Here is a 22,738-nt window from a genome sequence, read left to right on the forward strand (position 1 = left end):
TGATCTAGACGTGGCGATGCAGGGCGGCGCCCAGCAACCCGGTATGCGGGCGCAACACCTGCCCGATCGGGATGGTTTCCAGATAGCCCGAGAAACGACCCTTCGCGGTGAAGCCGCGGATCAGCTCCTCCCTGTCGAGCAGGGGGCCGAGGTTGCGGCAGAGCCCGCCCGTGACATGCACGCCGCCCTCGGTCAGCAGGGTCAGGGCGTAGTTGCCGGCCACCGAGCCCAGCAGGAAGCAGAACAGCCGCACCGCCTCGGCCGAGGTCGGACAGTCGCCGGCGGCGGCGCGGTCCGAGACATCGCGCGGCGTCTCGTAGCGGATGGCGGTGCCGCGGATCTCCGCCAATGACCGCGCCGTCTGCAACAGGCCGGGCCCGGAGACCAGCCGCTCGGCCGAGACATGGCCGCCATGGATCTCCCGCAGCCGCCGCAGCAGCTCGGCCTGCAGCGCGTCCTGCGGCGCGAAGGAGGCGTGGCCCGCCTCGCTCGGCGCCACGCGCCATCCCTGGCCACCGGAGGCGGGGCCGTCGGGCAGCAGGAAGGCGACGCCGAGGCCGGTGCCGGGGCCGATCACCAGCCTCGGCCGCCCGGCCTTCGCCTCGCCCGGCTTCAGCGCGCGGAGATCCTCGCCGCCGAGCGCCGGGATGGCGGTGGCCTGGGCGACGAAGTCGTTGATGACGGCGAGGTCGCGCAGGCCGAGCCGCTCCCGCGCCGCGCGGATCGAGAAACGCCAGGCGCTGTTGGTGAAGGCGACGGTATCGCCCAGCACCGGCGTCGCCACGGCGAAGACGGCATCCCGCACCTCGCGCCCCGCCAGATAGGCCTCGGCCGCCTCGATCAGCCCGGGATGGTCGGCGACCGGCAGCTTGCGCTCCTCCCGCACCTGTCCATCCGGGCCGCAGAGCGCGAAGCGGGCATTGGTGCCGCCGATGTCGCCGACCAGCCGCGGCATCGCATCCGCCGGCGCGCGGGGCTCGGGGGAAGGGCGTCCGGTCGGGGTCGGGCTGTTCATCGGTTCCGCTCCTGGCCGAGGCTTCGGGGAAGGCTTTCCAGCGTTTCCAGCACGTTCGGCGCCGCGGCACAAGGAACCGGCAGGCCCCTCCCCCGCCGGACGCTCATCCGGCGATCATCGGCGGCAGGCGGGTCAGCTCGGGGCAGAGCGTCTCATAGGCCGCCGCCATCCGCAGCACGCCGAGATCGTCGCGCGGCCGGCCGATGATCTGCAGGCCCATCGGCAGGCCCTCGGGCGAGAAGCCGGCAGGCACGCTGATCGCGGGGCAGCCGGCCATGGTGGCGCCGACCACCACCTCCATCCAGCGGTGATAGCTGTCCATGGCGCGGCCCGCGATGGCCTTCGGCCAGTGCTCCCCGGCATCGAAGGGCCAGACCTGGGCCGTCGGCAGCAGCAGGAAATCATGGTGGCGGAACAGGGCCTGCAGCGCCTGGTACCAGGCGCCGCGCGCCACGCCGGCGTCGTAGACGTCGTTCGCGGACAGGCGCAGGCTTCCCTCGATCTCCCAGCGTGCCTCCGGCTTCACCAGGTCGCGCGTCGCCGGGTCCTCGATCAGGCCGCGCTGCTTGCCGCCGATGCTGTGCTGGCGCAGCACCACCCAGGCGCGCCACAGCCGCTCCGGGTCGAAGTCGGGCCGGGCCGCCTCGACCCTGGCGCCGAGCGCCGTGAAGCGCGCGCAGGCCCGCTCGCAGAGCTCGAGGATGCCCGCCTCGAACGGCAGGTGGCCGCCGAGATCGCCCAGCCAGGCGAGGCGGCGGCCGGCGGGGTCGAAGTCCAGCCGGTCCTCGAAGCGGAAGCCGGGATCCTCCAGCGAGAGCGGCACGCGCTCGTCGCGCCCCGCCTGCACCGAGAGCAGCATGGCGAGATCCGCGATGCTGCGCGCCATCGGCCCGTCGGTGGACATCTGGGTGTAGAACGGGTCGGCATTCTCGGCCGGCACGCGGCCCTGCGAGGGACGGAAGCCGAAGACGTTGTTGTAGGCGGCCGGGTTGCGGAGGGAGCCGCCCATGTCGCTGCCATCGGCCACCGGGAGCATGCGCAGGGCCAGGGCCACCGCGGCGCCGCCGCTCGAGCCGCCGGCGATGCGCGAGGGGTCGTAGGCGTTGCGCGTCACGCCGAAGACCGGATTGTAGGTGTTGGAGCCGTAGCCGAACTCCGGCACGTTGGTCTTGCCGATGAGGATCGCGCCGGCGGCCCGCATGCGCGCGACGAAGATGGCGTCCTGCTGGGGCACCTGGTCGCGGTAGAGCGGCGAGCCCAGGGTGGTCCGCAGCCCGCGGGTGGCCGCCAGGTCCTTGATCGCCTGCGGCAGGCCGTGCAGCGGCCCCACCGCCGTCCCCGCCGCCACGGCACGGTCGGCCGCCTCGGCCTCGGCCAGCAGCTCCTCTTCCGGGCGCAGCGAGACGATGGCGTTGCAGACCGGGTTCACCGCCGCGACATGGCCGAGGCAGGCGCGCATCAGCTCGACCGCGGAGATCTCGCGCGCGCGGATCATCCGTGCCAGGGGCACGGCACCCAGCCGCAGCAGTTCAGGCAGGGCGACCGGGGCAGGGGAAGCGGGAGCGGTCATGGCGCGGCGCGGGGCCTCCATCGGCGGGGCGGGAGCGCGCAGGGTGGGCCGGATCGGGCCGGCTGGCCAGAGGGGGGACCTCGCCGGCCACACGGCCCGGCCGTGTCAGCCCAGGCCGTAGAAGCGGCGCGCGTTGCCGCCCAGCACGGCGGCGCGCTCGGCCCCGGTGCATCGCGCCAGCAGCCTGGAGGTGACGTCCTGCCAGGCCGGATAGCTCCCCGCCAGCTCCAGCACCGGCCAGTCGCTGCCCCAGATCATCCGCTCCGGCCCGAAGCAGGCCAGCATATGCCCGGCCCAGGGCTCCAGCTCCTGCTCCGTCCAGGCCGGCGCGGCCTCGGTCACCAGCCCGGAGAGCTTGCAATGGACCGAGGGCATGGCGGCGGCGGCGGCCAGCCGGCTGGCCCAGGGATGCCAGCGTCCCTCGCGGATCGGTGGCTTGGCGCCATGGTCGATCACCATCGGCAGATCCGGGTGGCGCCGTGCCAGGACCGGCACGAGGCCGAGCTGGTCGGCGCGCAGCAGCAGGTCCAGGCGCAGCCCGTGCCGCGCCATCGCCTCCAGCCCGGGCCGCACCTCCGGCCGCAGGATCCAGTCGGCCTCGGGGAGGTCCTGCAGCATCGGCCGCAGCCCTTTCAGCCACGGATCGGCGGCCAGGGCGGCGATGCGCGCCGGCGCCCCGGGCGCGGCGAGGTCGGTCCAGCCCACCACGCCGCGCACCAGCCCGCCGGAGCCGCGCGCCACCTCCAGCAGGAAGGCGGTCTCGGCCTCGGTGGCATCGGCCTGGACCAGCACGGTGGTGTCGACGGGGCCGAGCTGAGGCCGCAGATCCTCCAGCCCGTAGTCGCGATGGATCGGCAGCTCGGGCCGCAGCCAGCCATAGCCGCCGCGCGACAGGCGCCAGACATGGTGGTGGGCATCGACCCAGCCGCTCATGGCGCGATGACGCCCTTGGTCAGCAGGATGTTGCCGTAGAGCCGCCGCTCGCCGGTCTGCAGGATGGCGAAGGCCGCGCCCGCCTGCTCGTAGAAGGCGAAGCGCTCGATGGCCACGGGCGGCGGCGCGCCGGCCTCGGCCAGGACGGCGGCGAAGGCCTGGACCGCCTCGGGCCGCGCCGCCGGATCGCCCACCACGGCCATGACCCGCACCGGGTCGTCGATGAAGTCGTCGATCGGCAGGACGGTCAGGATGGCGCGCAGCACGGCATCGGCCTCGAGGCCGGGGAAGCGCAGCAGGCGGCGCGCCCGGGCGGCGGCGGGGAAGTTGGCGTCGGCCAGGACCAGCGTGTCGCCATGGCCCATGGCGGCCAGGACCCGCAGCAGCTCCGGCGTCAGATAGGGGTGAAGCCCCTTGAGCATGCGCGACCTTCCGCCCTGCGTGGCTCAGACGTGCTGGCCGCCGTTGATGTGGATCTCCGCCCCGTTCACGTAGGAGGAGGCGGCGGAGCAGAGGAAGAGGATGGTCTCGGCCACCTCCTCCGCCCGGCCGAGGCGGCGCATCGGGATCTGCCGCTCGACGATCTCCTCGGTGCCCGGGGAAAGGATCGCGGTGTCGATCTCGCCGGGCGCGATGGCGTTCACCCGGATGCCATGGGCGCCGAATTCATGCGCCATCTCCCGCGTCAGCGCCGCCAGCGCCGCCTTCGAGCAGGCATAGGCCGCGCCGGCGAAGGGATGCACGCGGGAGCCGACGATGGAGGTGACGTTGACGATGCTGCCGCCGGCCGCCTTCAGCTCCGGGAAGAGCCCGCGGGCCAGGGCGGCGGTGGAGAAGAGGTTGACGTTGAAGACCGAGGTCCAGACGGCATGGTCGCTGTCCAGCGCGCCGAGCCGCGCGCCGCCCGGCCCCTTGGGGGAAATGCCGGCATTGTTGACCAGGGCATGCAGCCGGCCGCCCGGCAGGCGCTCGCGCACCTCGGCGATCAGCGCCTGCACCTGGTCGGGGTTGGACAGGTCGGCCTGGATATGGCCCCAGCGCGCGCCCGGCCAGCGACATTCCTCCGAGAAGGGCTGCCGCGAGACGCTGAGGATGCGCCAGCCCTCGCTCTGGAACCGCTTGACCGTGGCATGGCCGATGCCGCGGCTGGCGCCGGTCAGCAGCATGATCCTGGGGGTATCGCCCATCGCGCGCAATCCTTGGGGGGCCGCGCCGTCGCGGCCGGGTGTGGCAGTCGTGCCGGTCCCGTGGGCCAGGCCCGCCGGGCGGACGACGCCGCCGCCATGCTGACGCGGATCGCGCCCGCGGGAAAGGGCGCCCGGAAGCCGGGGCCCCGCTACCGGGCTCTCGCTACCGGGCCCCGCTACCGGGGCCGCCGCTCCGTGGCGAAGATCAGCAGCGCCATCACGGCAAGGCCGGCACCGGTCAGCACGGTCGCCCACCAGCCGCCATGGGTGAAGGTGAAGGCGCCGAGCCAGGAGCCCGCCGCGCCGCAAAGGAACACCACCGTCATGTAGCCGGCGTTCAGCCGGCTCCGCGCCTCGGCGGCCAGGCTGTAGATCACCCGCTGGCCGGCCACCTGATTGGTCTGGGTCGCGGCATCGAGCAGCACGGCGACGACGGCCAGGCCCAGCAGCCAGCCGGCCGCCGCCATCCAGCCGGCGGCCAGGAAGCCCAGCAGCAGCCCCAGCAGGGCGAGGCCGGTGGCCTGCCAGACCAGGCCCCGGTCGGCCAGCCGCCCGGCCAGTGGCGCGGCGAGCGCGCCCCCCGCCCCGGCCAAGGCGAAGAGGGCGATGCCGCGCTGGTCCAGGCCGAAGCGCCCGGCCAGGAGCAGCGGCACGGCCGTCCAGAACAGGTTGAACATGGCGAAGACCAGGCCCTGATAGGCGGCCCGGCGCTGCAGCACCCGCTGCCGGGCCAGCAGATGCAGCGTCGAGACCAGGATCTGGCCATAGTGCAGGCCGCTGCGCGGAGACCGACGCGGCAGGATGCGCCAGAGCATCGCCAGGATCACCAGCATCAGTCCGGCCGAGAACCAGAAGATGGCGCGCCAGCCGAAGCCGGCCGCCGCCATATTGGCCGCCGGCCGGGCCAGCATGATGCCGCCGATCAGCCCGCCCATGATATTGCCGATGACCCGGCCCCGGTTCCGCTCCTCGGCGAGGTGCGCGGCGAGCGGGATCAGCACCTGCGCGCCCACGGCGCAGAAGCCCACCACGAAGGAGGCGGCGAGGAAACCGGCGGCCGAGCCCGATACGGCGATGCCCGCCAGCCCCAGGCCGGTGCCGCCCACGGTGAGCAGGATCAGCCGGCGATTCTCCACCAGGTCGCCGAGCGAGGCCAGCAGGAGCAGCCCGGCGCCATAGCCCAGCTGCGTCACGGTGACGGTGAGGCCGGCGAGGCTGTCGGGCAGCCTCAGGGCCGGGCCGATCAGCCCGATCAGCGCCTGGGCGTAGTAGAGGTTGGCCACCATGGCGCCGCAGGCCAGGGCGAAGACCAGGACCATGGCGCCGTCCATCCCCTGGCCGAGGCGCGCCTCGGCCCTCTCCTGACCGCTCGCCGTCACGTCGGCCGCCGCGCGGCGCGGTCCGTCGGGAAGGCGTGCCGCCGCGCCGGTCGCGGCAGGTGTGGCGATGGACAGGGCATGAGCGTCTCTGAGCCGGGAGCGGGGAGCAGGGGCATTGTGCGACGCGATATAGGGGCGGCCGGTGGCCGGCAAACCGTCCCTCCCCCGCTGCCGCCGCGGCTCAGCCCCGCGTCCAGGCGGGCGGGCGCTTCTCGCGGAAGGCGGCGATGCCCTCCTCGGCCTCCCCGGCCGCGGCGCGGGCGAAGGCCTGCGCCGCGGTCTCCGCATAGGCCGGGGGGGAGACCGGGCCCAGGGCGGCGATCAGCCGCTTGGTCTCCGCCAGCGCCCCGGGCGCGCCCTGCAGCAGCTCCGCGATCACCTCGGCCACGCGCCGGTCGAGCGCGGCGGCGTCCTCCGCCGCCTCATGCACCAGCCCCGCCCGCGCCGCGGCGCCGGCATCGAGGACGCCCGCCTGCAGCACCAGGCGCGTGGCGGCGCTCCGGCCCATGCGGCGCACCAGCCAGGGCAGGATCTGTCCCGGCACCAGGCCACGCCGCACCTCGGGCGCGGCGAAGCGGGCGGAGGCGTCGGCCAGGGCGATATCGGCGGCGCAGACGAAGCCCAGGCCTCCCGCATAGACCGAGCCTTCCACCTGGGCGATGACCACCTGCGGCAGGGCGGCGAGCGCCTCGAAGCAGGCGCCGATGCTGCGGTTGCGTTCGAGCTGCGCCGCCAGCTTGGCGTCGGTGGCCTCCGCCGCCCCCACCTCGCCCAGATCCAGCCCGGCGCAGAAATGGCCACCCGCGCCGCTGACCACGACGATGCGCGCGCCCGCATCCCGCCGCAGCGACTCCAGCGCCTCGCGCAGCCGGGCGATGAGGTCCGCGCTCAGCGCGTTGCGCCGCGCCGGACGATTCAGCACCAGCCGTACGACGGCGCCCTGGCGCCGGACCAGCAATGGCGTGTCCTGCTCCTGCATCCTCTCTCCCTTCCTCCCGTTCGATTGTGCGTTTCCGGGATGATGTCCCGGCTTTCTGCCACGACGATGTAACATCTGTCGCGCCCATGGGAATCTCATGGCACGCTTTCCGCCGATGGCGTCCCGTGCGGGACCGGCGATCCCGCCGAACCGCCGGATGCCTCTCGAGTGATGCGATTGAAGGCTTCATGCGGCACGGACATCCCATTCCGCGAGCACCCCGCCAGGGGTGAGGATGGCGGCCGGCCGGCCAGCCCAAGAGGCCGTATTGGCTGGTCAGGAGCGCCGCGCGCTTGCGGCATTCCATTTCCGACCCAGATTCTTTTCCAGGGTTCGGTGCGCCGCCCGGCCGGCGTGGTGCCGAAGGCACAGGTTGAACGAATTTTGCCGAATTACACCTTTTCGTGTGCAGCATGACAGATTTGCGGATTACGCTGCACTGCGGAAGCCGGCCCGGGTCTTCTCCTCCCGGCGGGAAGGCGTCGCCGGCGGAGACGGGACGCGAGGGCCATGCCAGGGCCGGAGGCCGGGGGAATCGGAGGCGAGGCGGCGTCGCCGCCCGGCCCCCGGAAACGCTGAACGAGCACGCTGACGGGCGGCGCGATCAAGACCACCGCCGCCCGGACCACCGCGAAGGTAGGAGCGAGACAAATGGGACATGCTGACGACCTCTTCCGCCTCCACGCCTCCCTGCAAGCGGACCGCCGCGAGCAGGACATGTCCCTGGCGGAGTGGCTGAAAGCGTGCCGTGACGACCCCAGCCTCTATGCCTCGGCGCCCGAGCGGATGCTGAAGGCCATCGGCGAGCCGCAGCTCGTCGACACCGCGCGCGACGCGCGGCTCGGCCGCATCTTCATGAACCGGACCATGCGGCTCTACCCGGCCTTCAGCGAGTTCCACGGCATGGAGGACACGATCGAGCGTATCGTGGCCTATTTCCGCCATGCCGCGCAGGGGCTGGAGGAGCGCAAGCAGATCCTCTACCTGCTCGGCCCCGTCGGCGGCGGCAAGTCCTCGCTGGGCGAGCGGCTGAAGGCGCTGATGGAGGAGCAGCCGATCTATGTGCTGAAGGCCGGCCACGCGCTCAGCCCGGTCTTCGAGAGCCCGCTCGGCCTCTTCGACCCCGAGCGCATGGGCGCCATGCTGGAGGGCGATTACGGCATCCCGCGCCGCCGCCTCTCGGGCATCGCCTCGCCCTGGGCGATCAAGCGGCTCGACGAGTTCGACGGCGACATCTCGCGTTTCCGCGTGGTCAAGCTCTACCCCTCCCGCCTGCGGCAGATCGCCATAGCCAAGGTCGAGCCCGGTGACGAGAACAACCAGGACATCTCCTCCCTCGTCGGCAAGGTCGATATCCGCAAGCTGGAGCAGTTCAGCCAGAACGACTCGGACGCCTATGCCTATTCCGGCGGCCTGAACCGGGCGAATCAGGGGCTCCTCGAATTCGTCGAGATGTTCAAGGCGCCGATCAAGATGCTGCACCCGCTGCTGACGGCGACGCAGGAGAACAACTACGTCGGCACGGAAAGCATCGGCTCCATTCCCTTCACCGGCATCGTGCTCGCCCATTCCAACGAGGCCGAGTGGCAGAGCTTCAAGAACAACCGCACCAACGAGGCCTTCATCGACCGCGTCTGCGTCGTCAAGGTGCCGTACTGCCTGCGCGCGACCGAGGAGGCGCGGATCTACGACAAGCTGATCCGCGGCTCCGAGCTGGCCCGCGCGCCCTGCGCCCCGCACACGCTGGAGATGCTGTCCCGCTTCTCCGTCCTCTCGCGCCTGAAGCCGCACGAGAACAGCACCATCTTCGCCAAGCTGCGTGTCTATGACGGCGAGAACATCAAGGAGACCGACCCCAAGGCGCGTACCATGCAGGAGTACCGCGACGCCGCGGGCGTGGACGAGGGCATGGAGGGCATCTCCACCCGCTTCGCCTTCAAGGTGCTCTCGGCCGCCTTCAACCACGATCCCTCCGAGGTCTCGGCCGATCCGGTGCACCTGATGTATGTGCTGGAGCAGGCGGTGAAGCGCGAGCAGTTCCCCGATGATGTGGAGCGGCAGTACCTCGCCTTCATCAAGGGCGAGCTGGCGCCGCGCTACGCCGAGTTCATCGGTCACGAGATCCAGAAGGCCTATCTGGAAAGCTACCACGACTACGGCCAGAACCTCTTCGACCGCTACGTGGATTACGCGGATGCCTGGATCGAGGACCAGGACTTCAAGGACCCCGACACCGGCCAGCTGATGAGCCGCGACCTGCTGAACCAGGAGCTGACCAAGATCGAGAAGCCCGCCGGGATCGCCAATCCGAAGGACTTCCGCAACGAGGTGGTCAAGTTCGCGCTGCGCGCCCGCGCCAACCATGGCGGCCGCAACCCGTCCTGGACCTCCTATGAGAAGCTGCGGGAGGTGATCGAGAAGCGCATGTTCAGCCAGGTGGAGGATCTGCTGCCGGTGATCTCCTTCGGCTCCAAGAAGGATGGGGACACCGAGCGGAAGCATGACGAATTCGTCAGCCGGATGGTCGCGCGCGGCTATACCGAGCGCCAGGTCCGCCGCCTGGTCGAATGGTACATGCGCGTGAAGCAGTCGGCCTGAGGCCACCAGAGGGAGGCGTCCGACTTGGACATCATCGACCGACGGCCCAACCCCCACGGCAAGAGCCTCGAGAACCGGGTCCGCGTGCTCAACCGGGCCAAGGCGGCCGTGACCCGCGCGGCCCAGGCGGCTATCGCCGCGCGCTCGCTGCGGGATGCGGGCAAGGGCGAGGACGGGCGCGGCGAGGCGGTGACCGTTCCGGCCAGGACGCTGGCCGAGCCAGGCTTCCACACGGTCTTCAGCGGCGGCGCGCGCGAGCATGTCCTGCCCGGCAACAAGAGTTTTTCCACCGGCGACCGCATCCCCCGCCCGCCGGGCGGCGGCGGCGGGGGTGGTGGCAGCGGTCCCGGCGCCGGCCAGGGCGATGGCGAGGACAGCTTCCGCTTCCTGCTGACCCGTGATGAGTTCCTCGACCTGTTCTTCGACGATCTCGAACTGCCCGATCTGGTGAAGCGCCAGATCAAGGACATGGAGAAGCCCGCCCCGTCCCGCGCCGGCTTCACCGTCTCCGGCAATCCGGCCCAGCTCGACCTCGGCCGCACCATGCGCCAGTCGCTCGCCCGCCGCATCGGGCTGCGCCGCCCGAAGCCGGCTGAGGCGGAGGCGTTGGAGGCGGAGATCGAGACCCTGGAGGCGAGCGGCACCGATCCCGCCCGGCTGGAAGCGGCCAGGCTGGAGCTGGAGGAGGTGATGCGGCGGCGTGGCCGGGTGCCCTTCATCGACCCGATCGACATCCGCTACCGCAATTTCGAGCAGGTGCCCCGCCCCTCCTCCAAGGCGGTGATGTTCTGCCTGATGGACGTGTCCGGCTCGATGACCGAGCCGATGAAGGAGATGGCCAAGCGCTTCTTCCTGCTGCTGAACGTCTTCCTGGAGCGGCGCTACAAGCGCGTCGACCTGGTCTTCATCCGCCATACCGAGACGGCGCAGGAGGTGGACGAGGATGCCTTCTTCCACGATCCGCGCACCGGCGGTACGGTGGTCTCCTCGGCGCTGACGGAGATGATCCGTATCCAGCGCGAGCGCTACCCGGCCACGGAATGGAATATCTACGGCGCCCAGGCCTCGGACGGCGACAACCATCCGAGCGACACGGGCCACGCCGTCGCCCTGCTGGAGGCCGAGATCCTGCCGGCCGTGCAGCACTACGCCTATATCGAGATCGGCACGCCCGAGGCGCTGCTGCACCGCACCAGCGACCTCTGGCGCGGCTATGCCGGGCTGGCGGCGCGGGCCGAGCGGCTGGCGCTGCGCCGCGTCTCGGAACAGCGCGACATCTTCCCGGTCTTCCGCAGCCTCTTCTCGCGCGGCGAGGCCCGGGCGAGGGAGCGCGCGCCATGAGCGGGGATGGGCTGCTGTTCGAGGGCGCGGACTGGGATTTCGGCACGCTGCGCCGCATTCATGACGCCGCCGAGGAGATCGCCGAGAAGGAGCTTGGCCTCTCGGTCCATCCGAACCGGATCGAGGTCATCACCGCCGAGCAGATGCTCGATGCCTATGCCTCGAACGGCATGCCGCTGATGTACCAGCACTGGTCCTTCGGCAAGCGTTTCATGCAGCACGAGGGCCTGTACCGGAAGGGCCTGCAGGGCCTGGCCTATGAGATCGTCATCAACAGCAGGCCCTGCATCAGCTATCTGATGGAGGAGAACAGCGCCACGATGCAGGCGCTGGTCATCTCCCACGCCGCCTTCGGCCACAACCACTTCTTCCGGAACAACCGGCTGTTCCAGGAATGGACCGATCCCTCCGGCATCCTGGACTATCTGGAATTCGCCCGCGGCTTCATCGCCCGCTGCGAGGAACGCCACGGCCGCGCCGCGGTGGAGCGGATCCTGGATGCCGCCCATGCCCTCTCGGCGCAGGGCGTGCATCACCCGACCGCCGGCAAGCCGCTCGACCTCAAGGCGGAGGAGAAGCGCGAGCGCGAGCGCCGGGAGCATGACGAGCGGGTCTTCAACGATCTCTGGCGCACCCTGCCGCAGACCGGCGCCGCCCCCGCCGCGGCCGACCCGGTCGCCGAGCGGCAGCGGCGGCTGCGCCTGCCGGAGGAGAGCCTGCTCTACTTCCTGGAGAAGTTCGGCCCCCGCCTGGCGCCCTGGCAGCGGGAGATCCTGCGCATCGTCCGGCTGATCTCGCAGTACTTCCACCCGCAGCGCCAGACCAAGGTGATGAACGAGGGCTGCGCCACCTGGACGCACTACTACATCATGAACCGGTTCCATCAGCAGGGCCGGATCCATGACGGGCATTTCCTGGAGTTCCTGTCCTCCCACGCCAATGTGCTGACGCAGCCGGATTTCGACGATCCGCGCTTCGGCGGCTTCAATCCCTATGCGCTGGGCTTCGCGGTGATGCGCGACATCGAGCGCATCTGCACCGAGCCGACGGCGGAGGACCGGCGCTGGTTCCCCGACTTCGCCGGCAACCGGGACCCCTTCGGCACCCTGCGCCACGCCTGGTCCGAATACCGGGACGAGAGCTTCCTGCTGCAGTACCTCTCGCCCAAGGTCATCCGCGACTTCCGGCTGTTCCGCCTGCGTGACGAGCATGCCCGCCCGCATCTGACGGTCGATGCCATCCATGACGAGGAGGGCTATCGCCAGATCCGCCGCTCCCTCGCCGGCACCTACGAGATCGGCCGCATGGCGCCCGAGATCCTGGTCGTGGATGTCGACCTCGGCGGCGACCGGCGGCTGATGCTGGAGCACCGCACCCAGTCGGGCCATCTGCTGGTGGAGAACGACGCACGGGTGACGCTGGAGCTGCTGGCCTCGCTCTGGGGCTATGAGGTCAGCCTGGCGGAGGTGGACGCGGCGACCGGCCGCATCCTGCGCCAGCACCGGGTGGGACCTTCCGCCTGAGGGGGTCCGCTCGGCCAAAGGTGCCTGCCCCGGCGGGTGTCAGCTCCGGCCGAACAGTGCCGCGCCCATGCGGCGCAGCCCCACGGCCTGTTGCCGCAGCCATCCGCCCGTCGCCATCTCCTCCGGCAGATCCGGGTCCCCGGTGCGCGGGAAGACATCGCGCCGGAAGTCGGCGGTGCCGAAGATCCAGTCCCAGACCGGCAGCAGCACGGCGAAGTTCCTGCCCGACTCGCCCGAGCCCAGCACGCCGTGATGCAGCCGATGGAAGCGCGGCGACACCAGCAGACGCTCACCGACCCGGCCGAAGGAGAGGCGGACATTGGCGTGGCTCATCGCCTCCGCCAGGCGCAGCACCACGACGACGATGGGAAACTGCCCCGGCGGCACGCCGATCAGCAGGGCGATGCCGCCGAACCAGACGGCGCCGATCACGTCGTCCAGGATATGGTTGCGATCATCCGTCCAGAAGGTCATCTGCCGCTGCGCGTGATGGATGGCATGCAGCGCCCACCACCAGCCGAACATGTGCTGGAAGCGGTGCCGCCAGTACTCCCCGAAGTCCAACACGACGATGTAGACGCCGAGCGCCAGCAGCGGCCATTCGCGCAGGATGGGGAACAGCGTCTCCAGCGTCGGCGGCACCCAGCCGCTCTCGGCCACCAGGCCGGACAGCCGGGCGCCGAGCGACGAGAAGGCGACGAAGGCGATCAGCGGCAGCAGGCCCAGCCGCGTCAGCAGGGTGTAGAGGATATCGGTGCGGATGCTGCGGCGGTCGGCGCGTGGCTCCACGGGTTGCCAGGCCTCCAGCGGGCGACAGACCGCGTAGATGATCACCACCTGGAGCAGGCCGAAGAGGGCGAAGTTGATCCAGTCGAAGGCGTCCTCGGCCCATTCCATCAGGCCCGCGGCATAGAGCGCGGGCTGCACGAGGGTCTCGAAGATCCAGCCGTTCAGGCCATCCCAGGCATCCCGCAGCGCATCCAGCATGCCCCGCCCTCCCCTCGCTCCGGTGACGCTGTCATATACCCTGCGGCGGCAGCGGCGCGAAGCAGAAGCCCCGGGCCAGCAGCCCCGTCAGCAGATCCTCGAAGACCAGGCCGAAGGGCTCCCGCCGGCTGCGGACCCCCCAATGCATCAGCAGGACCTCGCCGTCGCGGATCTGCCTCAGGGCCTGGGCCAGCAGCGTGGCATTCGGGCTGCGGGCGCTGTCCAGCTCGTCGCCGAGGAAGCCCCGCGCCGTCCACCCCTGGTGCCGCAGTCCGCAGGCGGCCGCGAGGCGGAGCGCGTTGGGGGAGGTGCGGCCGCCGGGGGCGCGCCAGAGCGGCAGGATGCGCGCCTCGGGCGCGATGGCGCGCAGCGCATCCATCGGCCGCGCCAGCTCGGCGCAGAACCCGGCCTGATCCAGCGTCTCGCTGCCCTCGCCCCGGCGCGACGCGTAACGCACCAGGCCGGGCCCGGGGTCGGTGCCGAGATACCAGTGGCGCCAGGTATGGCTGGCGAAGGCATGGCCCTCGGCGACCCGCGCCCGCCAGAATCCGGCCCAGCCCGGCCCCAGCGTCCGATCGCCGCGAAAATCCGGCTCATGGGCCAGGAAGAGGGTGGCACGGACCTCGTGGCGGCGCATCGCCGCGGCGATCATCTCGGCCTCGCGCCCCCATCCCGTGTCGATCGTCAGGTAGAGGGTGCCGGCGCGGCACTGCGGCAGGGCGGGCCGCGCCAGGGACTGTCCGGCGGCGGGGCGGGCGGCGGGGCCGGCGGCCAGTCCCAGCGCCGCCAGCAGCGACCGGCGGCCGGGCATGACGGGCGGGGTCACGGGGCGGGGGCGGCCGGCCTGTCGCCCGCCGCGCCGCCGCTGCCCGCATAGAGGATGCCATGCGGCGAGCGGCCCACGCGCTGCGTCTCCATCCGGCCGGTTTCCGGGTCGACGATGCCGATGCGGCCCTGCCAGCGCAGCGTCACCCAGAGCCGCCCCTGCGGATCGATGCTGATGCAGTCCGGCCCACCCGGGATCTTCCAGCTCCGCGTCACCGCCAGCGTCTGCGGATCGAGGAGGGTGATGCGGCTGTCCACCCGGCTGGTGACGTAGATCGGGCCGCCATTCGGCGCCGGGAACAGCGCATGGGCACCCCGCGCAATGGTGATGGTGCGCTCGACGCTCCGTGTCTCGGGATCGATCACGGCGATGTGGTCGCTGCCCATGATGCCGACCAGCAGCCGGCCGTTGTGCCAGATGATGCCGGCGGGCTCCGGCCCGACATCCAGGCTCCAGAGCGGCTCCAGCGTCTCCAGGCTGACCGCGGCGATATTGCCGGTGCCCTGGAGCGTCACATAGACCACCTTGCCGTCCGGGCTGTAGGCGAGGTGGCTCGGCATGTCGGGCATGTTCAGCCGCTTCACCAGCTCCAGCGCCTCGCCGGTCCAGCGGTAGATGTCCACCTGATCGCGGCGCAGGCTGGTGATGGTCAGGATCTGCCCGTCCGGGCTGAAGCCCAGATGATAGGGATTGGACAGGGCCTCGCGGCGCAGCACCTCGCCGGTGCCCGGATCGATGAACAGCATCTCGTTCGCGCCGGAGTCGCCCACCATCAGCAACCGGCCGTCCGGCGTCAGGGAAAGATGGTGCACCTCCCGCAGGACGGGGATACGGCGCCGCTCCGCCCGCGTCTCGGCATCCAGCACCTGGATGGTGGCGTCCCCGGAGTTCAGCACATAGACCAGCCCGGCGGCGCGGACGGGATGCGCCGCGGCCGATAGGGCCAGCAGCAGCGCCAGCGCCCAGGAGCGCGAAGGGCGGAAAGGGCGGAAGGGGCGCATCGGGCTCACTCGCGTCGGGGCGGCCGGGCCGGGCCGGCGCGGCCACGGCCTTGTACCATCCCTGCCGCGCCCCGAGCCAGCCCGGGGCTTAGCGGCCGCCGAACCGGTCGACGAAGCCCGCGAAGGCGGCGAGCTGCGCCTTGACGAAATCCCGCGTCGCCGCGTCGGTCAGCTCTCCCTCGGCGGAGAACTTCGCCTGGGCCGAGGCCACCATGATCTCGGGCTTGTTGAGCACCAGCGCGTCCAGGAAGACCAGGACCTGGCGCAGATGATACTGCGCCCGCACCCCGCCGAGCACGCTCATCGAGGCGGACTGAATGGCCACGGGCTTGCCCGCGAAGGGCGCGGGCTGCAGGCGGGAGAGCCAGTCTATGGCGTTCTTCAGCACGCCGGGCACCGAGTAGTTGTATTCCGGCGTCACGAAGATCACGCCATCGGCCTGGCGCACCGCCTCGCCCAGGGCGGTGACCGGAGCCGGAAAGCCCGCCCCCTGGACATCCGCATTGTAGGACGGGATCTCGTCCAGGCCGGGCGAGGCGACGATCCGCAGGCCCTCCGGCGCCAGGGCCGGCAGGGCACGCGCCAGCGCGGCGTTGTAGGACCCGCTCCGCAGGCTGCCGCAGATCGTGAGGATGGTCCTGGACTGGGGCATGGAAGCCTCCTGACTGTGCTGCGTCGCAGCTAACCGGCGCTGGTCCGCGGCTGTCAACCTCGGCTCAAAGAGCCTTGTTGCAGAAGTTTAATACCAAGGCATCGGTTTCAGCGTGGAGTATGCTGCATTGCAACATGATGCGCGCCCCCCACATGTAACCCGCCACCACCCGCACGGGAGCGACGATGCCGGACGTCCTGCATGGCCTGGATGAAATGATACGGCTGCGGCAACGCTGGACCCGGCTGATGACAGGAAACTCGGAGGCGCCGCTCCGGGACCCGGCCGGCACCGAAGCCACGGCCGATCGTCTCACCGAGGTCACGGCCTTCGGCGGCAATCCCGGCGCCTTGCGGATGCTGCGCTTCCTGCCGCCGGACCTGCCCCGCGGCGCGCCCCTGGTCGTGGCCCTGCACGGATGCACCCAGAGCGCGGCCGGCTTCGACCACGGCTGCGGCTGGTCCGACCTTGCCGGCCAGGTCGGCTTCGGCCTGCTGATGCCGGAGCAGCGGCGGGAGAACAACGGCAATCTCTGCTTCAACTGGTTCGAGCCCGAGGACACCCGGCGCGATTCGGGGGAGGCCCTCTCCATCCGACAGATGATCGGCTGGATGCTGGAGCATGACGGGCTGGATCCGCGGCGGGTCTTCATCGCGGGACTTTCCGCGGGCGGCGCGATGACCTCGGTCATGCTGGCCACCTACCCGGAGGTCTTCTCGGGCGGGGCGATCCTCGCCGGCCTGCCCTATGGTGCGGCCAGCACGGTGCCCCAGGCTTTCGAGGCCATGTTCCAGGCACCGCAGCGCAGTGCCGGCGAGCGGGGCGACGCGGTGCGCGCCGCCTCGCGGCACCAGGGCCCCTGGCCCCGTGTCTCGGTCTGGCAGGGCGAGGCCGATGCCACGGTCCGCCCGGGCAATGCGGAGGAGGTGCTGAAGCAGTGGCTCGATCTGCACGGGCTGGAGATCGGGCACCCCACCCTCCAGGAGGCGCGACCGGGCGAGACCTACCGCGCCTGGGGCAGGGGGGAGGACCGCCCGCTGGTGGAGATCCACAGCATCCCCGCCATGGAGCATGGGGTGCCGCTGCATGCCGGGACGGGCGAGAGGCGCGCCGGCAGCGCCGGGCCCTTCCTGCTGGATGTCGGGCTCTCCTCGCCCCACGCCATCCTGGACTTCTGGGGGCTGGGAGAACCGCCGCAGCGGCGCTTCGCCGTCGATCGCAACGGCGAGGCGTGGGAGGTGCACGGCTTCAGCCCCGCCAGCCTGCTCGACAAGGCGCTCCGGATCGTCGGGCTGCGCTGAGGCGGAACCCGATCCGATGGAAGGCCCGGCGCGGGCTCCGCCTCAGCCGCGCAGGCTGCGCTCGACGATCCGTGCATAGAGCGAGGCGCCGTAGGGGATCGCCTCGTCGTTGAAGTTGTAGTGCGGATTGTGCGCCGCCGCCCCCGGGCCGTTGCCGACATGAATATAGGCGCCCGGCGCCTTCTCCAGCATGAAGCTGAAATCCTCCGAACCCATCACCGGGTCGCGGTCGCGCTTGACAGCCTCCTCGCCCACCAGCTCCGCGGCCGCATCGGCCAGCGCCGTCGTCGCCTCCGGGTCGTTGTTGAGGGGCGCGAAGATCAGCCGGAAGTCGAGCTCCGCCCGGGCGCCGAAGCCGGTCGCGACACCTTCCGCCACGCGGCGCATCGCGGCCTGGATCTGCTCGGCCACCTCCTGCCGGAAGAAGCGGGCGGTGCCGGAAAGCACGGCGCTCTGCGGGATCACGTTGTAGGCATCGCCACCCGTCACCCGGGTGACGCTCACCACCGCCGTGTCGCGCGGGGAGAGGTTGCGCGCGACGATGGATTGCAGCGCCGTCGCGATATGGCAGGCGGTCAGCACGGGATCGATGCTGGCTTCGGGACGCGCGCCGTGCGAGCCCTTGCCGTGCACGGTGATGTCGAAGAAGGCGCCGCCCGCCATGAAGGGGCCGGAACCGATCGCGTAGCGGCCGACATCCAGGCCGGTCGCGTTGTGCATGCCGTAGAGGGTGTCGCAGGGGAAGCGGTCCAGCAGCCCGTCCTGCAGCATCGCCAGAGCGCCGCCGCAGCCCTCCTCGCCCGGCTGGAAGATCAGGTTGACCGTGCCGTGGAAGTCGCGCGTCTCGGCCAGGTACTTCGCGGCACCCAGCAGCATGGCGGTGTGGCCGTCATGGCCGCAGGCATGCATGCGGCCCGGCGCCTCGCTGGCATAGGGCAGGCCGGTCAGTTCCTGCATCGGCAGGGCGTCCATGTCGGCGCGCAGCCCCACCGCCCGGTTCCCCTGCCCCGCCCGCAGCACGCCGACCACGCCGGTGCCGCCGACACCGCGATGCACCTCGTCGACGCCATACTCCTCCAGCTTGCGCGCCACGATCTCCGCCGTGCGCCGCTCCTCCATACCCAGCTCCGGATGCCGGTGCAGATCCTGGCGGATGGCGGTCAACTCATCCTGATAGCGGCGGATATGGTCGAGTACGGGCATGGCGGGATTCCTGTGGCGCGAGGTCAGGCGCGCCGGATGTTCCAGAAGACGAAAAGGCCTTCGACCAGGTCGGTCAGATGACTGCGATAGGCCGTCTTGTAGAAGTACTGGCCGAGCGGCAGGAAGGGAACCTCACGCATCGTCACGGCCTGGATCTCCCTGGCGATGCCCTGCTGCGCGGCGAGGTCGGGCGCCTCCAGCCACGCTTCGCGCAGCTCCTCCAGGCGCGGGATGTCGGGCCAGCCGAAATAGCCGCGCGCGCCCCCGGCGCGCAGCACTTGCGTCACGACCGGATTGATCATGTCGAGCCCGGACCAGGTGGTGTTGAACATCGACCATCCGCCCTGGCCCGGCGGCGCCTTGCTGGCCCGGCGCTGCACCAGGGTGCCCCAGTCCATCACCTCGAACTGCACGTTCATGCCGAGGCGCTTCAGCAGGTCGTTGCAGACCTCGCCCAGCGCGGCCAGCACCGGCTGGTCCGACGGCGCCATCAGCACCACGCGCTCGCCGTTGTAGCCTCCCTCGGCCAGGGCCTTGCGGGAGCGCTCCAGCCCCGGCGGCGTACCGAAGACATCGAGCGAAGCGCGCGTCGCCATCGGCGTCTCGGGCGTGAAGACACCGACCGGCGCGCGCCACAGCGCCGGGTCGGTCCCGGCGGCGGCGATCATGAAGTCCTGCTGGTTGATGGCGCCCAGCACGGCGCGGCGCACCGCCGGCTTGTCGAAGGGCGGATGCAAATGGTTGAAGATGCCGGTGCCAAGCGTGCCGAGCGGTGTCGAGACCTGGGTGCGGATGTTGCGGTTGCGCTCCAGGATCGGCAGCAGGTCGTTGGTCGGGTTCTCCCACCAGTCCACCTCGCCATTCGTCAGGGCGGAGGTGGCGGTGCCGGGATCGGGCATGACGTGCCATTCCACCCGGTCGAAATGCACCCGCTTCGGCCCCGCCGCCCAGGACGGGGTGCCCGCCTCGCGCGGGCGGTATCGATCGAACCGCTCATAGACCACACGGGCGCCGACGACGCGCTCATCCGCCTTCCATCGGAAGGGCCCGGAGCCGACGATCTCGGTGACGGCGGTGCTGGCATCGGCGCTGGCCAGCCGCTCCGGCATGATCAGCGGGGCCGGCGGGCCGACCTTGGCCAGGGTGTCGAGCATGGCGCCATAGGGGCGCTTGAGCCGGATGACGAAGCTGCGGTCGTCGGGCGCCGACATCTCGTCGGTGCGCGCCATCAGCGCCTGGCCGAGCGAATCCCGCTGCGCCCAGCGCCGGATCGAGGCGATGCAGTCGCGGCCGCGCACCGGCTCGCCATCGTGGAACAGCAGCCCCTCGCGCAGGCGGAAGGTCCAGCGGCGCCCGTCCTCCTCGACGCTGTGCCCCTCGACCATCTGCGGCTGCGGGCGCAGCTGCGCGTCGAGCCCGTAGAGCTGGTCGTAGATCATCAGCCCGTGCGTGCGGGTGATATAGGCGGTGGTCAGCACCGGATCGGTGACCGTCAGGTCGGCCTGGGGAACATATCTCAGCAACCGCGCCGAGGCGGGCTGGCTCAAGGCCGGGCGCGGCAGGGAGGCCGCGACGGCGGTGGCTGCGGCACCGGCGAGAAGGCTGCGACGGTCCATGAAGGCTCCTGTCTCCGGGGGCGGTCGGCCCGAGGGGCCGGGGCCGCCAGGAAACACCCTGCCGGCCCGCCCGACAAGGCGGAGGTCCTCGACAGGCCGCCGATCCCCTGGCTTGCTGCGCCCGGACGACCCCGCCGGAAGGAGCCGATGCCATGGACGACACCTACTTCTACGACCCGCGCCAGGGCCACGGCCTGCCGCACGACCCATTCAAGGCGATCCTGGCGCCGCGGCCGATCGGCTGGATCAGCACGGTCGATGCCGAGGGCCGGGTCAATCTCGCCCCCTACAGCTTCTTCAACGGCTTCCACACCAATCCGCCGGTGGTGGCCTTCGGTAGCGAGGGCCGCAAGGACAGCCTCCGCAATGTCGAGGCCACCGGCGAGTTCGTCTGCAACTTCGCCAGCCGTGCCCTGGCCGGGGCGATGAACGAGACCTGCGCCCCCCTGCCGCCCGGCGAGAACGAGATGATCCGCGCCGGGCTGGAGGCCGCGCCCTCGAGCCAGGTGGCCCCGCCACGCGTCGCCCTCGCCCCGGCGGCGCTGGAATGCAAGCTGCTGCAGGTGCTGCAGCTGCGGGATGTCGAGGGCCGCCTGCTCGACGGCTTCATGGCGATCGGTCAGGTGGTGGGCGTGCATATCCGCCGGGAGTACCTCCGGGACGGCCGGTTCGACACGGCCGCCGCGCAGCCGGTCGCCCGTTGCGGCTATCGCGGCGACTATGCCGAGGTCACGCATCTCTTCGAGATGCTGCGACCGACCGCCTGAGCCGACGCGGGCTGAGCCGACCTTCAGGCGCGGATCAGGCGCGCCGCCCGCCGCGGCACGGTCCGGTCGCTGGTCTCCAGCTCCGCCAGCACCACGCCGAAGGGCGCCAGCAGGGCGGTATCGCCCTGGATGCGGCCACCGAGGCCCGCCGCCTCCGGCAGCATCCTCGCCCCGCCCGGCATCGGCAGCACCGTCAAGGCGGCTTCGCCGGAGAGGTTGAACAGGGCCAGGATGCGCTGCCCGGCATAGTCCCGCACCAGCCCCGCCAGGGGCCGCGGCAGGTCGAGCGGCCGCAGGCTGCCGCGCACCAGCGCCGGATGCGCGCGGCGCAGGCGCAGCAGGCGCCGCCAGACCCGCAGAAGGCTGCCCTCCTCGGCCTCCTGCCGGTCGACCGCCAGGGCATGGTGCCCGGCCGGCACCGGCAGCCAGGGCTGGCCGGTGGTGAAGCCGGCCTGCGGCGCCGCCGCCCGCCAGGGCATGGGCGTGCGGCTGCCGTCGCGGCCACGGAATTCCGGCCAGTAGCACAGTCCGAAGGGGTCGCGGAGCTGCTCCAGGGTCAGCTCCGCCTCGGTCAGGCCCAGCTCCTCGCCCTGGTAGAGGCAGACACTGCCGCGCAGGGACAGCAGCAGCGCGGCGAGCAGCCGGGCGAAGCGCGGATCGGGTGCCGCCGGCCGGTCGGGATTCCAGCGGCTGACGGCGCGCTCGACATCGTGGTTGGAGAAGGACCAGCAGGGCCAGCCCTCCTCACCTTCCCCCGCCGATTCGCGCAGCAGGTCGCGCACCGTCGCGTGGTCGAAGCCGCCGCGCAGCGGGCGCAGCGTATAGGCCATGTGGAGATGGTCCTCGCCCGCGCTGTAGCGGCGGACGCGGGCGAAGGCGCCGTCCTGGCTGGAGACCTCGCCCAGCGTCGTGGTGCCGGGATAGCGGTCGGTCAGGGCGCGGATGCGGCGCAGGATCGGCATGATGGATGCATCCATCATGTCGTGCCGGTGCTCCTGCAGGCCGAAGAGCTTGGCGGGCACCTGTCCGTCGGCGGGGGGCCGGGCGGGGTTGCCGCGCAGCGCCGGGTCGTGCGCCAGGAAGTCGATGGCATCGAGACGGAAGCCGTCCACCCCGCGCCGGAGCCAGAACTCACCCACCGCCAGCACCGCCTCGAGCGCCGCCGGATTGGCCAGATTGAGGGCGGGCTGGGAGGAGAGGAAGTGATGCAGGTAGTACTGCCGTCGCCGCGGTTCCCAGCTCCAGGCGGCGCCGCCGAACACGCTCAGCCAGTTGTTGGGCGGGGTGCCGTCGGGGCTCGGATCGGCCCAGACATACCAGTCCGCCTCCGGCGCGTCGCGGCGCGCGCGGCTGCGCTGGAACCAGGGATGCTGGTCCGAGGTATGGCCGCCCACCAGATCCAGCAGCACCTTCAGCCCGCGCGCATGGGCCTGGCGCAGCAGCTCGTCGAAATCCGCCAGCGTGCCGAACTGCGGATCGACGGCCAGATGGTCGGCGATGTCATAGCCGAAATCCCGCCCCGGCGAGGCGTAGAAGGGGCAGATCCAGACCGCGTCCACACCCAGGCGGGCGATATGGTCCAGCCGGGCGGTGATGCCCGGCAGGTCGCCCACCCCGTCGCCGTTGCTGTCGGCGAAGCTGCGCGGATAGACCTGATAGAGAACCGCGCCACGCCACCAGTCCGCGCCTGCGACCATTGCCTGCTCCACTTCCTGTCCGGCGGCGCCCTGGCTCGCCCAGCATCACTCGCGATTTCGTGATGACAGGCGTAACACAGGATCAACCGACGTGCAGAAGGGATCAGCGCCTCGCGGCAGAGATGTGCCCGGACTGTGGCTTGGCTGTGACAGGCGCGGGGGC

At 71.4% G+C, this 22,738-nt stretch carries 19 protein-coding genes; 5 read left to right on the top strand and 14 right to left on the bottom strand.

Annotation, left to right across the window (positions count from 1 at the left end):
• Positions 1–4: 4 nt before the first annotated feature.
• From glk to D9598_RS12055, 7 genes are all read right to left on the bottom strand, one after another.
• Complete coding sequence (gene glk, locus D9598_RS12025) at positions 5–1,015, bottom strand: glucokinase (RefSeq protein WP_232477152.1); 1,011 nt, start codon at positions 1,013–1,015, stop codon at positions 5–7.
• A 103-nt stretch (positions 1,016–1,118) separates the two neighbouring features.
• On the bottom strand, positions 1,119–2,585 hold the full coding sequence (locus tag D9598_RS12030; RefSeq protein ID WP_198366755.1) for an amidase: 1,467 nt from the start codon (positions 2,583–2,585) through the stop codon (positions 1,119–1,121).
• 105 nt (positions 2,586–2,690) lie between these two features.
• Positions 2,691–3,518 (bottom strand): amidohydrolase, encoded by an 828-nt coding sequence (locus D9598_RS12035; RefSeq protein ID WP_198366756.1) that lies wholly within the window; start codon positions 3,516–3,518, stop codon positions 2,691–2,693.
• Entirely contained in the window at positions 3,515–3,940 is a 426-nt protein-coding gene (locus D9598_RS12040) for an RbsD/FucU family protein (protein WP_198366757.1), read from the bottom strand. The genes D9598_RS12035 and D9598_RS12040 overlap by 4 nt, the downstream gene beginning before the upstream one ends.
• 24 nt (positions 3,941–3,964) lie before the next feature.
• Positions 3,965–4,705 (bottom strand): SDR family NAD(P)-dependent oxidoreductase, encoded by a 741-nt coding sequence (locus D9598_RS12045; RefSeq protein WP_198366758.1) that lies wholly within the window; start codon positions 4,703–4,705, stop codon positions 3,965–3,967.
• A 176-nt stretch (positions 4,706–4,881) separates the two neighbouring features.
• Complete coding sequence (locus D9598_RS12050; protein WP_370592005.1) at positions 4,882–6,084, bottom strand: MFS transporter; 1,203 nt, start codon at positions 6,082–6,084, stop codon at positions 4,882–4,884.
• A 181-nt stretch (positions 6,085–6,265) separates the two neighbouring features.
• Positions 6,266–7,063, bottom strand: coding sequence for an enoyl-CoA hydratase-related protein (locus tag D9598_RS12055; protein ID WP_198366759.1), 798 nt, complete (start codon positions 7,061–7,063; stop codon positions 6,266–6,268).
• Between the two features lie 651 nt (positions 7,064–7,714).
• Between D9598_RS12055 and D9598_RS12060 the strand changes: the two genes are divergently transcribed.
• The 3 genes from D9598_RS12060 to D9598_RS12070 are packed head-to-tail and all read left to right on the top strand — an operon-like array spanning position 7,715 to position 12,525.
• A complete protein-coding gene (locus tag D9598_RS12060) occupies positions 7,715–9,661 on the top strand; it encodes a PrkA family serine protein kinase (protein WP_198366760.1) in 1,947 nt (648 codons plus the stop codon).
• Between the two features lie 24 nt (positions 9,662–9,685).
• Positions 9,686–11,002 (top strand): YeaH/YhbH family protein, encoded by a 1,317-nt coding sequence (locus D9598_RS12065; RefSeq protein ID WP_198366761.1) that lies wholly within the window; start codon positions 9,686–9,688, stop codon positions 11,000–11,002.
• Positions 10,999–12,525 carry a SpoVR family protein gene (locus D9598_RS12070; RefSeq protein ID WP_198366762.1) on the top strand — a complete coding sequence of 509 codons (1,527 nt, stop codon included), beginning with the start codon at positions 10,999–11,001 and terminating at the stop codon, positions 12,523–12,525. The genes D9598_RS12065 and D9598_RS12070 overlap by 4 nt, the downstream gene beginning before the upstream one ends.
• 39 nt (positions 12,526–12,564) lie before the next feature.
• Here the strand turns inward: D9598_RS12070 and D9598_RS12075 are convergent, their stop codons facing one another.
• From D9598_RS12075 to D9598_RS12090, 4 genes are all read right to left on the bottom strand, one after another.
• On the bottom strand, positions 12,565–13,512 hold the full coding sequence (locus tag D9598_RS12075; protein ID WP_198366763.1) for a sterol desaturase family protein: 948 nt from the start codon (positions 13,510–13,512) through the stop codon (positions 12,565–12,567).
• A 31-nt stretch (positions 13,513–13,543) separates the two neighbouring features.
• On the bottom strand, positions 13,544–14,323 hold the full coding sequence (locus D9598_RS12080) for a polysaccharide deacetylase family protein (RefSeq protein ID WP_198366764.1): 780 nt from the start codon (positions 14,321–14,323) through the stop codon (positions 13,544–13,546).
• A gap of 11 nt (positions 14,324–14,334) precedes the next feature.
• Entirely contained in the window at positions 14,335–15,339 is a 1,005-nt protein-coding gene (locus tag D9598_RS12085; protein WP_198366765.1) for a beta-propeller fold lactonase family protein, read from the bottom strand.
• A gap of 88 nt (positions 15,340–15,427) precedes the next feature.
• Entirely contained in the window at positions 15,428–15,991 is a 564-nt protein-coding gene (locus D9598_RS12090) for an NADPH-dependent FMN reductase (RefSeq protein WP_198366766.1), read from the bottom strand.
• A 248-nt stretch (positions 15,992–16,239) separates the two neighbouring features.
• On the opposite strand from D9598_RS12090, the gene D9598_RS12095 reads away from it, so the two are divergent.
• On the top strand, positions 16,240–17,292 hold the full coding sequence (locus D9598_RS12095; protein ID WP_232477153.1) for a PHB depolymerase family esterase: 1,053 nt from the start codon (positions 16,240–16,242) through the stop codon (positions 17,290–17,292).
• Positions 17,293–17,334: 42 nt separating this feature from the next.
• On the opposite strand, the gene D9598_RS12100 is transcribed toward D9598_RS12095, so the two are convergent.
• On the bottom strand, positions 17,335–18,495 hold the full coding sequence (locus D9598_RS12100) for a M20 aminoacylase family protein (protein ID WP_198366768.1): 1,161 nt from the start codon (positions 18,493–18,495) through the stop codon (positions 17,335–17,337).
• 23 nt (positions 18,496–18,518) lie between these two features.
• Positions 18,519–20,111, bottom strand: a complete 1,593-nt coding sequence (locus D9598_RS12105; protein ID WP_198366769.1) for an ABC transporter substrate-binding protein — start codon at positions 20,109–20,111, stop codon at positions 18,519–18,521.
• Positions 20,112–20,263: 152 nt separating this feature from the next.
• Between D9598_RS12105 and D9598_RS12110 the strand changes: the two genes are divergently transcribed.
• Positions 20,264–20,878, top strand: coding sequence for a flavin reductase family protein (locus D9598_RS12110; RefSeq protein WP_198366770.1), 615 nt, complete (start codon positions 20,264–20,266; stop codon positions 20,876–20,878).
• A gap of 23 nt (positions 20,879–20,901) precedes the next feature.
• Here the strand turns inward: D9598_RS12110 and D9598_RS12115 are convergent, their stop codons facing one another.
• Positions 20,902–22,575: an alpha-amylase family glycosyl hydrolase gene (locus D9598_RS12115; protein WP_198366771.1), complete on the bottom strand. Its 1,674-nt coding sequence runs from the start codon at positions 22,573–22,575 to the stop codon at positions 20,902–20,904.
• Between the last annotated feature and the right edge of the window lie 163 nt (positions 22,576–22,738).

It is taken from the genome of Roseomonas sp. KE0001 (genome assembly GCF_016107285.1).
Lineage (GTDB): Bacteria > Pseudomonadota > Alphaproteobacteria > Acetobacterales > Acetobacteraceae > Pseudoroseomonas.